Origin of the sequence: Streptomyces pratensis (assembly GCF_016804005.1) — a bacterium.
Taxonomy (GTDB): Bacteria; Actinomycetota; Actinomycetes; order Streptomycetales; family Streptomycetaceae; genus Streptomyces; species Streptomyces pratensis_A.
The window spans coordinates 6,887,814-6,903,002 of the sequence record NZ_CP051486.1 but is presented as its reverse complement, the minus strand read 5'-3'; the positions used below and the strand labels follow the sequence as shown (position 1 = coordinate 6,903,002).

The following is a 15,189-nucleotide window of genomic DNA, read 5'->3' as shown; positions in this document are numbered from 1 at the left end:
AAGGCGACGGCGCGGGAACGGGCGGAAGGGCACTGAGCGGGAACGGGTCGGAGGGCGGCGGCGCGTGAAGGGCGGCGCAGGGGGCGGGCGGAACGGCCGGCCGCGCCCGGACCGGGCGCGGCTCAGGCCGATCCTGCCCCTCGTGCCGCCGTGGCGAACGGCACCAGCGCCACTGTTACGTTGTCGTGGCCCCCGCCGTCGAGCGCGTGACCGACCAGCACCTGCGCTCCGTGCAACGGCCGTTCGTATGCCTCGGGCGGCACGGCCGCAGCCATCTCCGCCGCAGACTCCGCGTAGTTCCACAGGCCGTCGGTGCACACCACCACGAGACCGGGCCTGTCCGGTTTGAAGGACGCGGTGTGCGGCTCCAGTTCGTACGCGTCGGCGCCGAGCCAGCCCGTGATGGCGTGGGCGCGCTCGTCGGCGTACGCCTCCGCCTCGTTCATCAGCCCGGCCGCCACCATCTGGGCGGCCCAGGAGTCGTCCTCCGTGAGCCGGGCCGGCGGGTTGGAGCGGTCCTCGGGGACCCAGTAGACGCGGCTGTCGCCGACCCAGCCGACGACCAGCAGACCGCCCGCCGCGATCGCGCCGACCAGGGTGCAGGCCGGGGCGTTCTGATGGCGGTGCTGATCGTGCTCCAACGCCTGACCGGCATCCTGTGCCAGCGCGTTGACGGACTCGGACGCGGCCAGGATCGCCTCGTGCATCGCCTGCTGCGGATGCGTGCCGCGAGGCAGCGACTCCAGGAGAGACTCGTTGGCGGCGCTCGCCGCCGCGGCCGACGCCTCGTCGGGGCGGCTCGCCGACGAGACGCCGTCGCACACGATCGCGACGACGGCCGGTGAGCCGTCCGGCAGGGCGGTGCAGGACACCGCGAACGAGTCCTCGTTGCGGTGGTGGCGCAGGCCCCGGTCGCTGACCGCCGCCACCCCGCCGAGCTCCTGCTCCATGTGGTCCCGCTCGCGGGGCTGCGCGTGGCCGCAGTTCTCGCAGTAGCCGTCGGTGTCCACACGGCCCGAACGGCAGGCGACACACAGTTTGGCGCCCGCCGCCGAGGCACCGGCGGTGGCGTGCTCCACCGTACGGGGGTCGGGCGCGGCCAGTTCGAAGTCGCCCGACGCGGTTTCCGGGGCGCCCGGGGCGGTGGCCCCCGGAGCGTCCGGCTCGTCGAAGCGCACCGCGGTCCTGTCCGCGGTGGACAGGGGTTTGCCGCCCGAGTCCACGCCCGGAAGGTCGGCCGGCCGGTGCGTGGGCGCCGGCCGGTCGGAGCTGTCCGTCTCCGAGGCGGGAGGCCACTCCACGGGAGCGGTGGCGGCAGCTGCCCCCACGCTCTGCGCGGGCACCGTGATGGCGACCGTCGGACGGTCGCCGGGCGGCGCCGGCACGGCCGAGAGGTCGTACCCGCACGCTCCGCAGAACCGGTCGCCCGGCTCCAGCGGTTCCTCGCAGCTGGGGCACCCCGGCAAGGAGGCCTGCTGGTGGATCTGTGACATCTTCACACCCAGGTCCGTGGGCGGAGACGGTTTGCCCGCTCCACCAGTTCGATCCTCTCGTCGCCCCGCTGCGCGAGCCGGGCGAGCATCCGGTACGAGCGTTCGAGACCGAACCTGAGGCCCCGCTCGTCCAGCTCACTGCCCAGCACCGTCCTCGGTCCCCCGGCTGCGGGGGAGGGCGGAGCCGCCGGCTGAGCCGTGGGACTACCGGAGAGTACCCAGTCAAGTGCCGTACCCAGAACCTCGGTCGACAACCGTTCACGTCTGACCGCGTCCAGGCCGTAGCCCTGAAGAGCCGTCACCTGGGCGGCGGCGGCGGACAGGTCGTCGATCAGGGGCTCCTGCGGGGCCCGCTCACGGAGCCGGGCCCGCACCGCGGCCACCCGGGCCGCCGTGTAGTGGATCGACGACTCCGGTACGGACTCGAGCGTGCGCACCGCCGCGGCCCGGTCGCCCGCGGCGATCTGCACCCGGGCCAGACCGAACGCCGAACTGACGAAGCCCGGGTCGGTCGACCAGACCAGGCGGTAGTACTCCGCGGCGTTGTCCAGCTGCCCCAGCACCTCCGCGCAGACACCCAGCGCGAGCTTCGGCGCGGGCTCGCCGGGGAAGGCGTCGTAGACCGCGTCGAAGGACAGCGCGGCGATCTCGTACTCACCGGTCACCAGCGAGGTGATCCCGCGGTACCAGACGACCCGCCAGTCGTCGGGGTGCTGCGCCTCCACCGCCGTCAGCGCCCGCAGGGCGGGGCCGGTCTCGTCCGTCTCCAGGCGGGCACGGAGTTCCCGCATCCGCGTCTCGAGGGAGGCGGCGGGCACGGAGTGCAGGGCGGCGATCAGTTCCGCGGGTGCCGACGCCATCACGCCGGCGAGGAACCCGGCGTTGGGGTCGTTCGGGTCGACCCGGGGAACCGGCAGCGCCAGCGAGGTCGCCCGAGCGTCGAACGCGGCGAGCCGGGGACCTGAGCCCGGGTGCGCCGCCGGGGGCGTTCCCGGGGCCTGGACCGCCACGCGAGGGGCCGGGACCACGGCCTGGGGCGGTGCGTACGGCCCGGCGCCACCGGCCGCCGCGTTTCCGGTGCTGCCCCGGACATGGGTGTCCGGCGCGTACAACGGGCCGGCCCCGGCCTGCGCGGCATGCGGAGCGGGGAGGGCGGGGGCGGCCGGGGGCGTGCCCGTCAGGGCCGGGGAGGGAAGGGGCGCGGCGGGGAGGGCCGCCCCGTGGCGGCGTCCGAGGCGCCGCGTGCCGCGGGACGGACCCGTCCGGACGCCGAGCCGCGACACCTCGTCGGTCAGCTCCGCGAACAACTCGGTGTCCGTCACGCGCATCTCCACACCGAAGAGCGTCGAGAGCGCCGGTCGCGGACGTCCCGTCTGCAGGGCGACCACCTCGCGCAGCACCCCGGTCAGCTGCTCCGCCATCTCCGTGGCCGAGGAGAACCTGCGGGCCGGATCCGGGTCCGTGGCCCGCACGAGCAGCCGGTAGAACGACTCGTACCTCCGGAACACGTCCATGTTGTCCGGATCGGGCAGCGAGTCCACGAAGACGTTCGTGTACCCCTGGAAGTCGAAGGTGAGCACCGCGAGGGTCCGCGCGACCGTGTAGAGGTCGGACGCCACGGACGGGCCGGCCTCGGCCACCTCGGGCGCCTGGTAGCCGACGGTGCCGTAGATGGCCGACTGGTCGTCGTCCATCCTGCGCACCGCGCCCATGTCGATGAGCTTGAGCTGGTCCTCGGTCTGGATCGCGTTGTCGACCTTGAAGTCGCAGTACAGGAGGTTGCGGCTGTGCAGGTGGCCGAGCGCCTCCAGCGCCTCGATCCCGAAGGCACAGGCCTGCTCGACCGGCAGCGGGTCCCGCTTGCCGGCCGGTGTGCGGCGTTCGTTGGCGATCTCCTTGAGCGACTTCCCGCCGACGTACTCCATCACGATGTAGCCGTCGAGCGAACCGGTGCGCTGGTCGAGATGCTCCACGAAGTTGTAGATGCGGACGATGTTGGAGTGCTCGATCTCCGCGAGGAAGCGCCGCTCGGAGATGGCCGCCGCCATGGCGTCCTGATCCCCGGTGTCCAGCAGGCCCTTGAGCACCACCCAGCGGTCGGAGACCGCGCGGTCCACCGCGAGGTAGACCCAGCCGAGCCCGCCGTGCGCGAGGCAGCCCGCCACCTCGTACTGCCCGTGCACGACGTCACCGCCGCGCAGCTTGGGCACGAAGGAGTACGGGTGACCGCACTTCGTGCAGAACCCCTCGGTGCGGCCGGGCCGTTCACCGCGGGACCTGCCCACCGGCGCGCCGCAGTCGGAACGCGAGCAGAATCGCTTCCGCTCGGGAACCTCGGGATTCTCCATCACCGCGGTCTGCGGGTCGGGCCGCGGCACGTCGGGGACGAGTACGAGGCCCGCGCCCAGCCTGCCGCGACCGGAGGCGGAGCCCGTCGACGCACCCGAGGAACGCACCGACACCGAGCGGGACGTGGGGCTCCCGGACAGGGACCGGGAGAGCCTGCCGGACACCGAGCGCCGGGAGGTCGACGAGCGGGACGAGGAGCGCGAGGACGCCCGCGAACCGCTCCGCTGCGAGGTGCTGCTGCTTCCCCGGCCTCCGGCCGCCCCGCCGCCGGCGATTCCGGTGGGCGGTGAACTCACCATCCCCGTCGGGGACACGACGGGGGCGAGCCCGCAGGTGTCGCAGTACAGCTCGCCGCCGCCCATGTCCTCGTAGCGGCCCTCACAGGCGGGGCGCTGGCACTCCGTACTCATGATGTCTCCCCCTGTCCGTCGTCCTGCCCGTCCGGACCGCGCGGTGTCAGCAGATCCGTGACGGCACGCTGGTAGCGCAGCACCGCGCCCCCGGCCACGCGCAGATCGCACGGGGCGCTCCACAGCATCCGCCGTGCCGTGTCGTACCGCTCGATCAGGAGCGGATCCTCCGCCAGGCCGTGCCGGGCCACCTTCGCCTTGTACGCGTCCAGCCTGCCGCGCAGCTCCGCGCGGACCGCGAGCGGCTCGGTGACGGACGACAGCGACTCCCGGGCGCGCAGCAGTTCCTCCTCCGCCTCCCGCTCCAGTGATTCCAGCAGCGGTGACAGCCGGTTCCACTGGGCGTGCCTGCGGTACGCCGACGCCGTCGCGAGCCGCTCCTGCAACACGGTCGGCGGTCCGCTGACCGCGGGCACCTCGGAGGCGGCGATCTTCGCCAGCACCTCGCCGCGCGCCAGCCGGGCCTCGGCGAGCGTACGGTTCGCGCGAGACAGCAGGTCACGCACCTGGACCAGGCGCTGTTCGGCGTCCTGCCGGACCGCCAGCACCGCCTCGATCTCCCGGCGCACGTCCTCCAGCGCGCGGGCCGCGCGGTCGTAGCGCGTCGTGTCGGGCCGCCCTCCTCCGGGCGCCGCGCTGCCGGGGCCCGGCATCCAGAACGCCAGCGGATCCGAGATCACCTGGGCCCGCAGCAAGGTCAGCTCCTCGGCGATCGACTCCAGGTCGTCACCGGCCGGATGCTCCCCGGGCCGCACCCCGACGGAGTGCGCCAGCGAGCCGGTGCGGCGCAGCTCGGCGGCCAGCAGGTCTATCCGGGCGGGCAGCGCCGACCACACGGAGTCCGACGCGAGGATCATGTCCAGTGCATGGGAGTACAGGTCGTTCATCCGGGCGACCAGCTCCTCCAGCGTGAACCGCTCGGAGAGCCGGGCCGGACCGGTGAGCGAGGCCCCCGGGCCGGCCGCTCCCTGGTTCGCCACGGTCACGCCGTCGCCGCGCAGCAGCTCGGTCAGGGCCACCAGGTCGCTCCTGCCGGGGTAGCGGCGCCTGGCCCGGATCTCACGGGCCGAGGCCAGCGCCCCGGCGTAGGCGTCGAAGTACCGCCAGAGCAGCGCGATCGACCGCTTGGCGGAGCCCCAGCGCTCCTTGGTGGTGCCGGCAAGGGTGGCGCCCTCCAGGAGCCGGCGGCCGGCGTGTTCCTCCAGGGCGAGGAGTGAGGTCTCGATGGCCTCGTGCTCCGCACCGAGCCGGGCCAGCGTACGGTCCGCCTCGTCCCGGCCCATGACCGGGCCGGGGGGCCTCCCCGTGAAGCCGGGGAAGGATCCCGCCACGCCCATCGATCACCTCTCCGTATCAGCCGCCGGGCCCGGGGACCCGAACACGTTCAGTCGGTACGGTACTTGGGTGCGGGAGGGCCCGTGATGCCGGGCAGCCCCGTCGCCAGCCACTCGCGGTACGACGTCATCCAGGGGCTGTCCTCACCGCCCTGGCGGTACCCCTCCAGCACGTGGTTGACCCGGGCCACCAGGTCGTCGGCGCCGAGCTTCGCCGCGACGCCGTAGTACTCGGTGGTGAACGGCTTGTCGCCCTTGAGCTCCACGGCCGGGTCCTGGGCCGCCTGGCCGGCCGCCAGCGCGTTGTCCGTGACCACGGCGTCCACCTCGCCGAGCTGCAGCCGCACCAGACAGTCCAGCTGGTTGGGGACGGTCAGCAGGTCCTCGTCCAGCTCGGTCTCGTCGTGCTCGTCCTCGAAGACCGCGCCGAAGGAGTTCTCGGCCAGCGCGTCGTACGCCGTGGAGCCCTCCGCCGTGCAGATCCGCTTGCCCTTCAGCGACTCGTCGTACCCGCTGATCTCCGACGCCTTGGGGGCCAGGACCTGCTGACCGGCCTGGAAGTAGGCCGTGGAGAACGAGACCTGGCCGGCGCGCTTGCAGTTGATCGTCATCGTGCGCACGACGACGTCGACCTTGTCGTGCTCCAGGGCGGCGACGCGCTGGTTCGTGGGGATGGCACGGAAGATCACCGCGTCACGGTCGCCGAGGATGTCCTCCGCGATGGCCCGTACGAGGTCGATGTCGAAGCCTTCGAGGGCGCCGGTCTCCGGGTTCCGGTAGCCCCAGCGGAAGCTGTTCTGGTCGACACCGGCCACCAGCTTCCCGCGCTTCCGGATCCTGTCGATGGTGGGGCCGCCGGCGTCCGCCGACGGAATGCTCGCCTCGGGGTCCTCGCACTCCTCCGCCTCGGCGTGCACCGCGGAGGTGGCGCCGTGGCCCGCGCTCCTCCCGCCGGACGTCCCGTCGCCGTGCGCGAGCGGCAGCAGGGTGAGCGAGGCCGTGACGGCACAGGCCACCGCCATGCCCGTCACACCGCCCCAGCCGCGCAGCCTGCCGCGCGTGGCCCCTTTCACCCTGGTCATCCCTCGTCCTCTCACCGGTACTCCGAGAGCCTGCGGTTGACCCCGACGATCGCGGCGACCGCACCCAGTACGGCGAGGACGGCAGCCCCGGCCGGAAGCCCGCCCAGCGCTCTGCGCCCGCTCTCGGCCGCCCCGTCGAAATCGCCCTGTTCGAGGGCGAGTGCCTGCTCCAACGCCTCGTCGACCTTCGCGAAGGACTCACCCGTGGAGTCCTTCGCGCCGATGATCTGCCGCAACGCGCTGTCGTACTCGCCCCGGTCGTCCGTCGCCCGGGCCTCCTTGTGGCGCTCCTGCCACTCGGACACGGTGTCGATGGCGACCGCCACCGGCTCGCTCCCCGTGTCGTCGTCGGCGAGCTTCTCCGCGCTCCGGAGCTGCGCGCCGAGGGCCTTCATGCCCTTGCCGTAGTCGCTCTCGTACTGGTCCCGCGTGCCGTCGGGGGTGAGGACGGCACCTCGGGCGACCAGCGTGAGGTTCTCGTTGGCGCGTGCCTTCAGCGAGTTGATCCGGGCCTTGTTCAGTACGTCGAGTGACTGCTGCCCGTGCACCATCGCGCCCTGCAGCTCGGCCCTGGCCACCGTGTGCCCCACGACCAGCCACAGCAGCACCACCGTGGCCGCGGCGGTCGCCGTGACCAGCCCGCGGTTGAAGACGCGGTTGGTCCTGCGGTAGTTGCGCCGCTGCATCCACAGCAGCGCGGCCAGCGCCACGATCCCGACGGCCAGCGAGAAGAGGGGCCACCGCCGCGCGTCGGCCGAGTCCGTACCGAGCCGCCCCGTCTCCGCCGCGTACAACCGCTCGGCCGCCGGCAGGAGTTCGGCCGTCATCTTCTGGTTGGCGTAGCGGAGGTAGGCGCCACCGAGCGGCAGTCCCTGCCGGTTGTTGGCCCTGGCCCGCTCGATCAGCCCCGTGTACTCGGGGAGGAGCTCGCCCAGCGTGATGATCTCCTGGTACGACGAGGTCGAGGCGTCGGTGTTCGCCGCGGCCTTCACCAGGAGCCGGGAGGCCTCGTCGATGTCCGCCTCGTACTGGGCGTGCACCTCGTCGGGTTCCTCCGCACCCGCCAGGAAGCCGCTCGCGGCCATCGTGTCGGCGTCGGCCAGCGAACGGTAGATGCTCGCGGCGTCCGCGCTCAGCGGCTGACTGCGCTTCACCACGTCGTGGGCGGCGGAGGCCCTCGCGGAGATCTCCAGATAGGTGACCGCTCCGAACACCACGACCAGCAGGGCCAGTGCGGCGCCGATGATCTGCAGCCTGCCCGGCTCGGTCGTCGCGGCGGCGCGCAGCCGCTCGGCGGCGACGGACGGGGCGCCACGGCGCTGCGCGGGCACGGCCGGGGGCGCGGACGACTGATCCGGCTCCGGCAGCCGCGGCGCGGCCCCGCTCGGCGGGTATGTCACTTGACCTCCCCCTCGGTCACTGACGACGGCCGGATCTCCCCCCGGCCGATCGGGGGACGTCTGGTCCTGGCCAGAATTATGGCCCCGGGAACCACCATCCACCAGGAATGCCCGGATCCCGCGTCGTTTCCCCGTATTCGATCAGTACGAGCGCAGGTGATCAAGGCGATAGGCCGGTCGGGCCGCGCGCCACCCCTGAAGTGAACTGTCTCCCCACCATGAACACGTCCGGGACGCCTGAGCGGTTCCCTCACGCAAGGGGCCGTTCCGTGGCGCTGCCACCACGGGACGGCCCGTCAGGGCTCCTCAGGCGTACTGCGCCCGCAGCCTGTCGTGCACCTCGGGGGCGGCCCCCGTGTGGTCCAGGCCCAGCAGAGCGGCTCCCAGTACCGGGGGAGCCGAGACGACCCGGACCACCGCCTTCGGAGCGCGCACGGCGAGGAGTTGGGCGATCCGGTCGTCCAGGGCAGGGTGGCGGGCCGCCAGCACGCTGCCGCCCAGCACCACCGGTACCTCCTCGTCCAGCAGGCCGAGCCGGGTCAGCGAGACGGAGGCCATGGCCACGACCTCGTCTCCCAGCCGGTCCACCAGATCACGGGCGACGCGGTCACCGGCCGCCCCGGTGGCGAACAGCACGGGCGTCAGCTCGTGCCGGCGCGCGTACGGGACGTGCCCCCGGTGCAGCGCCTCGATCAGCGCGTACATCGAGTCGAGCCCGAAGTGCCCCGGCAGGGTCCGCGCCAGCTCGGTCGGCTCACCGCGGCCGTCCTCGGCCCGCGCCGCGAACCACATCGCCTCCTCCGCGAGCCCCGAACCGCCGCCCCAGTCACCGGACATCCGGCCGATGGCGGGGAAGCGGGCGGTGGCGCCGTCCGGCCGCATGCCGACGCAGTTGATCCCCGCGCCGCACACCACTGCCACGCCCCGGGGCTCGTCGACGCCCGCGCGCAGTATCGCGAAGGTGTCGTTGCGCACCTCCACGGTGCGGCCCCAGGAGCGGGCGGCCAACGCCACCGCCAACTCCGCCTCCTCCACCGGGAGATCCGCGTTGGCGAGACAGGCCGACACATGTTCCACGCCGTCCGCCCCGGCCATCGCGAGTGCGGGCAGGACCGCCTCCGCCAGCCCGTCCATGGCCGCCTCGACCCCGACGGCCGGCGGCTGGAAGCCGCCACCGCGCGCGGCGCCGAGGACCGTGCCGTCGGCACCGATCACGGCCACGTCGGTCTTGCTGTTGCCCGCGTCGATCGCGAGCACATGTGCGGTCAGGCCCACGCCAGGTGCTCCCGGTTGTGCGCGATCAGCTTGTCCGTGAGCGCCTCGGCGTACTCGAACTGGCCGATGAGCGGGTGGGCCAGCAGCGCCTTGAACACCCGGTCGCGGCCGCCGCGCAGCGCGGCGTCCAGGGCCAGGTCCTCGTAGGCGGTGACGTGCCCGATCAGCCCGGCGTACATCGGGTCCAGCGAGGGCACGGCGAGTGGGGCCGCGCCCGTCCCGTCGACCCGCGCCTGGACCTCGATCACCGCGTCGTCCGGCAGGAACGGCAGCGTCCCCCTGTTGTACGTGTTGACCACCTGCACCGCCGGGCCGCCCCCGCCCAGAAGCGAGGACGCCAGGTCCACGGCCGCCTCCGAGTAGAAGGCCCCGCCCCGCTTGCCCAGCAGAGCGGGCTTCTCGTCCAGCGCGGGGTCGCCGTACATCTCCAGAAGTTCCTTCTCCATCGCCGCGACCTCGGCGGCGCGGGACGGCTTCGTGCCGAGCTCCCTCACGACCTCGTCGTGCGCGTAGAAGTACCGCAGGTAGTACGAGGGGACGACGCCCAGACGGTCGACGATCTGCCGGGGCATGCGCAGGTCACCGGCGATCGCGTCACCGTGCTCCGCGAGCAGCTTCGGCAGGACGTCCTCGCCGTCCGGCCCGCCCAGGCGCACCCCGAGCTCCCACGTGAGGTGGTTGAGACCCACGTGGTCGAGGTGCACCTCGCCGGGCGTCACGTCGAGCAGCGCGGCGAACTTGCGCTGGAAGCCGATCGCCACGTTGCACAGACCGACCGCCTTGTGGCCGGCCTGGAGCAGCGCCCGGGTGACGATCCCGACCGGGTTGGTGAAGTCGATGATCCAGGCGTCGGGATTGGTGCGGCGCACCCGCTCGGCGATGTCGAGCACGACCGGAACCGTGCGCAGCGCCTTGGCCAGACCGCCCGCGCCGGTCGTCTCCTGGCCGATGCAGCCGCATTCGAGCGGCCAGGTCTCGTCCTGGTTGCGGGCGGCCTGCCCGCCCACGCGGAGCTGGAGCAGCACCGCGTCGGCGCCGGCGACCCCGGCGTCCAGGTCGGGGGTGGTGACGATCTTCCCCGGGTGTCCCTGCTTGGCGAAGATCCGCCGTGCCAGGCCGCCGACCAGTTCCAGCCGGTCGGCAGCCGGGTCGACGAGCACGAGCTCCTCCACCGGCAGGGTGTCCCGCAGTCGCGCGAAACCGTCGATCAGTTCGGGGGTGTAGGTGGACCCGCCACCAACTACTGCGAGCTTCATGGATCTCAGCCCTTTACTCCGGTGAGGGTGACGCCTTCTACGAAGGCCTTCTGTGCGAAGAAGAACACGATGATGACCGGCGCCATGACGAGCAGCGTCGCGGCCATGGTCAGGTTCCAGTTGACCGCGTGGGCGCTCTTGAAGGATTCCAGGCCGTAACTGAGCGTCCAGGCGCCCGGGTTCTGAGCGGCGTAGATCTGCGGTCCGAAGTAGTCGTTCCAGCAGTAGAAGAACTGGAACAGCGCCACGGCCGCGATGCCCGGCTTGGCCATCGGCACGACGATCTTGAGGAGGGTGCGGAACTCACCGCATCCGTCGACCTTCGCCGACTCGATGTACTCCTGCGGAATCGTGAGCAGGAACTGCCGCAGCAGGAAGATCGAGTAGGCGTCGCCGAACGCCATGGGGATGATCAGGGGCCACAGCGAGCCCGAGAGGTGGAACTGCTGCGCCCACACCAGGTACATCGGGATGATGATGACCTGCGGCGGCAGCATCATCGTGGAGATGACGAGGATCATCGCGGTGCGACGGCCACGGAAGCGGAACTTGGCCAGGGCGTAGGCGACCGGCACCGACGAGCACACCGTGAACACGGTGCCCAGCAGCGCGTACATCAGCGAGTTGCGCCACCAGTCGAGGAAACCGGGGGTGTTGAACACGGCCGAGTAGTTCGACCAGTTCCAGGAGTCAGGCCACAGGTCGCCGCTCATCGCCTGGTCGTCGCTCATCACCGAGGTGAGCAGGACGAAGACGAACGGCAGGACGAAGAACAGGGCGAGCGCCACTGCCACGGAGTGGACCGCGATCCAGTTGAGGACGCGCTTGCGACGGTGCCTGGCCGCGTCGGTGCCGCTCGGACGGCTGGGCGCGGCGGTGTCCGGCCTGGTCAGGGTGGTGGTGGTCATCTCAGTCCTCCGCCGGGATGAGGCCGACGCTCTTGCGCATCAGCAGAAGGGTGACGGCCATGGCGATGGCGAAGAGCACGAGCGAGAGGACGCACGCCGCACCGGTGTTGAAGTTCTGGAAGCCCATCGAGTAGACGAGCTGCGGCACCGTCAGGGTGGAGTGGTCCGGATAGCCGGGCTGGATCACCGTGCCGGGCCCGATCGAGACGCCCGAGGCGAGCTTCCCCGCGACGAGGGCCTGCGTGTAGTACTGCATCGTCTGCACGACGCCGGTGACCACGGCGAACAGCACGATCGGCGTGATGGCGGGCCAGGTGACGAAGCGGAACTTCGTCCAGGCGCCCGCGCCGTCCAGCTCGGCGGCCTCGTACTGCTCCTTCGGCACGTCGAGGAGCGAGGCCATGAAGATGACCATCAGGTCGCCGATGCCCCACAGCGAGAGCATCACCAGCGACGGCTTCGACCAGTTCGGGTCGTTGAACCAGCCCGGGCCGTCCAGGCCGACCCACGACAGCATCTCGTTGACCGGTCCGGTGGACGGGTTGAGGAGGAAGACGAAGGCGACGGTGGCCGCGACGGGCGGGGCCAGGTACGGGATGTAGAACGCCGTGCGGAACAGTCCGACACCCGTCTTGATCTTCGTGATCAGCAGGCCGATGCCGAGGCCGAACACCACGCGCAGCGCCACCATCACGACGACCAGCCACAGCGTGTTCCACAGAGCGGGGCCGAAGAGCGGCATCTGCTCCAGCACGTACCGCCAGTTCCGCAGCCCGACGAAGGTGGGCTCCTTGATCTGGTTGTAGTGCATGAAGGAGAAGTAGACGGTCGCGATCAGCGGGTAACCGAAGAAGACCGAGAAGCCGACCAGCCAGGGCGAGAGGAATCCGAGCGTGCGCAGCCGTTCACGGTTCCGCTTGCGGCGCAGGGGGGAGTTGCGGGGAGCCGGTTCGGCCCCCCGCCCGGCGGACTTCGCCGAGGTGGAGAGGGACATTGCCATGACTCGGCTCCTCAGTTCTCCGACTGGACGTTGTCGGCGTCGATCTGTTCGTCGAGTTCCTTCAGGGCGCCGTGCAGGTCCTTCGTCCTGCCCGCCTCGACGGAGTGCGAGAAGTCGCCGAACGAGGTGATGTACTGACCGCCGTTGTTCGAGGGCGGGACCGCCTGGCTGTGCGGGTTCTGCGCGATATCGATGAAGGCGCGGAATGCCTGGTCCGCGTCCAGATCGGGGGACTTCAGCGCCTCGAACGTGGACGGCACGTTGTGGATCGCGTTGGCGAAGTGGACGACCGGCTCGGTGTCGATCGTCAGGTACTTCACCAGCTCCCACGCCGCGTTCTGGTGCCGGCTGCTGTGCGCGATGCCGGCCACGGTGCCGGTGAGATAACCGCGTCCGTAGGTGTCGGCCTGGTCGTCGGGGACCGGCAGAGGGGCGACCGCCCAGTCGAAGTCGGCCCCGGCCTCCTCCAGCATCAGCCCGCGCCACTCACCGTCCAGGTGCATGGCCAGCTTCCCGGTGAGGAAGGCGTTCTGGGACGACATCTCGTCACCGAAGCGGGCACGGAGCCTCTCCATGGCGGCGTAGCCGCCCTGCGCGTCGGTGAGGTCGCGCATGGTGGTGAAGAAGTCCTCGGTCTTCGGCTCGTCGGCCAGCTTCGCCTTGCCCTCGTCGTCGAAGTACTCCGGTCCCCACTGCGCGAACATCCGGTCGGGGGAGTTCTGGTAGAGCTGGAAGTTCGGCATGAAGCCGGCGCGCTTCAGCGAGCCGTCCTCGTTCTTCTGCGTCAGCTCGACCGCGGCGGCCTTCATCTCGGACATGGTGCGCGGGGGCCGGGTGATGCCGGCCGCCTCGAAGGCGTCCTTGTTGTAGTACATGCCGAAGGCGTCGGCGAGCAGGGGCGTCGCGCACTGGACGCCCTCGTACCGCGTGTAGTCCAGCAGGGTCTCGGGGAAGACCTTCGCCTTGTCGATCCCGCTCTTCCTCATGAAGGGGTCGAGATCCACCCACATGCCCGACGAGCAGTACTGCCCGACGTTGTTGGTGGTGAAGGAGGTGACGACGTCGGGCGCGTCTCCTCCGCCGGCGCGCAGTGCCTGGTTGATCGTCTCGTCACTCACATTGCCGGTGGAGACGACGTCGATGTTCGGGTGCAGCTTCTCGAAGCGGGCGATGTTCTCCTTGATCGCCTTGACCTCGCCGGGCGCCGACCAGCCGTGCCAGAACTTCAGCGTGACGGGTTTCGTGGGGTCGTCGGTATTGCTGCCGGTGCTCGGATTGGCACACCCGGACAGCAGCAACGCGGCTGCGCCGAGCGCCAGGGGCACGCGGGTACGAATGCGCCACAGCGCCATCGCGGACTTCCTTCGCAGGGGGAGGGGGGAGAGGGGAAGCAGGGGGAGGCCGCCGGGCATGGGGGTGCCGTACGCGCCACCACGGACGGGCGGCGCGGCGGGGGCGACGTGTGGTCAGGCCGTGTCGAAGATGCTGTCGCGTGCCTGGGCGAGGGCGGTCCGCAACGCACCGGTCAGGATCGGATCGCCGTCGATGTCGCTGATGCGGAGCAACGGCCTCGGCAGTGCCAGACCGGTCATCTCGGCCTCGACCCGCTTACGGAGTTCCTCCCCGCCGGCCTCGGCCACGAGGCCGGAGAGGACGACCAGTTCGGGATCGATCACGGCGACCACGGAGGCGAGGCCGACGGCCAGTCTGCGGGCGACCTCGGCGCACACGGTCTCGTCCGCGAGGGCTTCGGCCAGCGGTCTGCCTCCGGCCAGGTCGCGCACGGCGGGGCCGGAGACCTGGCTCTGGAAGCCGCCGCCGGCGTCGGGACCCGCCCAGGCGGCCGCGCCGCCGCGGGCGAGCGGGGCGCCGGGCAGGGGCATGTAGCCGATCTCCCCCGCGCCCCCGGTGGCGCCGCGCAGGAGGGTGCCGCCCAGCACGATCGCGGCTCCGACGCCCTCGTCGAGCCATGCGAGCACGAAGTGGTCGTGGTCCTGTGCGGCACCCTCGTACTGCTCGGCGACGGCGGCGAGGTTCACGTCGTTCTCGATGACGACCGGCCTGCCGACCACCTCGGCGAGATCGGCGAGCAGCGTGCGGGAGTGCCAGCCGGGCAGATGGGGTGCGTAGCGAAGCTGTCCGGTGTGGGGGTCTATCGCACCCGGAGTACCCACCACCACGGCTGCGAGGTCCTCGTGGCCGAGCCCTGTCGGACGCAGGGCGCCGTCCACGGCCTCGGCGACGAGCTGCGCGGTCCGGTGGCGTACCTCCTCCGCGACGGCCTCGGCCTCCACGCGGCAGGAGCCGACCACGGCGCCGGTGATGTCCGCGACCACGGCGTCGATGCCCGTGGGCCCGACGGAGAGCGCCGCGACATGGGCCGCTGTCGGATCGACCTCGTAGAGCACGGCATTGGGCCCGGGCCGTCCGCTCTGGCTGCCCGTCGAGCGCACCAGGCCCGCGTCCTCCAGGCGCGCCAGCAGCTGTGAGGCGGTGGGCTTGGAGAGCCCGGTCAGCTCACCTATGCGTGTGCGGGTGAGAGGCCCCTGGGTGACCAGGAGATCGAGCGCCGCCCTGTCGTTCATGGCGCGCAGTACGCGGGGGGTACCCGGTGTGGTTCCGGCCATGAGCGACGCACCCGCCTTCTGTTAGGAAACTTTCCTATCGGTGAGGAACGTATGG

Annotated in this window: 11 protein-coding genes; all 11 read right to left on the bottom strand. The window is 71.6% G+C overall.

Going from position 1 to position 15,189, the window contains the following annotated elements:
• Nucleotides 1-122 precede the first annotated feature (122 nt).
• Complete coding sequence (locus tag HED23_RS28830; protein WP_203187675.1) at nucleotides 123-1,493, bottom strand: PP2C family serine/threonine-protein phosphatase; 1,371 nt, start codon at nucleotides 1,491-1,493, stop codon at nucleotides 123-125.
• A gap of 2 nt (nucleotides 1,494-1,495) precedes the next feature.
• Nucleotides 1,496-4,252 carry a tetratricopeptide repeat protein gene (locus HED23_RS28825; RefSeq protein WP_203186279.1) on the bottom strand — a complete coding sequence of 919 codons (2,757 nt, stop codon included), beginning with the start codon at nucleotides 4,250-4,252 and terminating at the stop codon, nucleotides 1,496-1,498.
• A complete protein-coding gene (locus tag HED23_RS28820) occupies nucleotides 4,249-5,589 on the bottom strand; it encodes a hypothetical protein (RefSeq protein ID WP_203186278.1) in 1,341 nt (446 codons plus the stop codon). The genes HED23_RS28825 and HED23_RS28820 overlap by 4 nt, the downstream gene beginning before the upstream one ends.
• Nucleotides 5,590-5,636: 47 nt before the next feature.
• Complete coding sequence (locus tag HED23_RS28815; RefSeq protein WP_203186277.1) at nucleotides 5,637-6,668, bottom strand: glutamate ABC transporter substrate-binding protein; 1,032 nt, start codon at nucleotides 6,666-6,668, stop codon at nucleotides 5,637-5,639.
• 11 nt (nucleotides 6,669-6,679) lie between these two features.
• Nucleotides 6,680-8,068 (bottom strand): hypothetical protein, encoded by a 1,389-nt coding sequence (locus HED23_RS28810; RefSeq protein ID WP_203186276.1) that lies wholly within the window; start codon nucleotides 8,066-8,068, stop codon nucleotides 6,680-6,682.
• A 306-nt stretch (nucleotides 8,069-8,374) separates the two neighbouring features.
• Nucleotides 8,375-9,343: an N-acetylglucosamine kinase gene (locus HED23_RS28805; protein ID WP_203186275.1), complete on the bottom strand. Its 969-nt coding sequence runs from the start codon at nucleotides 9,341-9,343 to the stop codon at nucleotides 8,375-8,377.
• On the bottom strand, nucleotides 9,334-10,599 hold the full coding sequence (locus HED23_RS28800; protein ID WP_203186274.1) for a 6-phospho-beta-glucosidase: 1,266 nt from the start codon (nucleotides 10,597-10,599) through the stop codon (nucleotides 9,334-9,336). The genes HED23_RS28805 and HED23_RS28800 overlap by 10 nt, the downstream gene beginning before the upstream one ends.
• A 5-nt stretch (nucleotides 10,600-10,604) precedes the next feature.
• Nucleotides 10,605-11,507 carry a carbohydrate ABC transporter permease gene (locus HED23_RS28795; RefSeq protein WP_203186273.1) on the bottom strand — a complete coding sequence of 301 codons (903 nt, stop codon included), beginning with the start codon at nucleotides 11,505-11,507 and terminating at the stop codon, nucleotides 10,605-10,607.
• 1 nt (nucleotide 11,508) lies between these two features.
• A complete protein-coding gene (locus HED23_RS28790) occupies nucleotides 11,509-12,501 on the bottom strand; it encodes a carbohydrate ABC transporter permease (RefSeq protein ID WP_203187674.1) in 993 nt (330 codons plus the stop codon).
• Between the two features lie 17 nt (nucleotides 12,502-12,518).
• Nucleotides 12,519-13,859, bottom strand: a complete 1,341-nt coding sequence (locus tag HED23_RS28785) for an ABC transporter substrate-binding protein (RefSeq protein WP_203186272.1) — start codon at nucleotides 13,857-13,859, stop codon at nucleotides 12,519-12,521.
• Between the two features lie 114 nt (nucleotides 13,860-13,973).
• Nucleotides 13,974-15,134, bottom strand: a complete 1,161-nt coding sequence (locus tag HED23_RS28780; RefSeq protein WP_203186271.1) for an ROK family transcriptional regulator — start codon at nucleotides 15,132-15,134, stop codon at nucleotides 13,974-13,976.
• Nucleotides 15,135-15,189 lie beyond the last annotated feature (55 nt).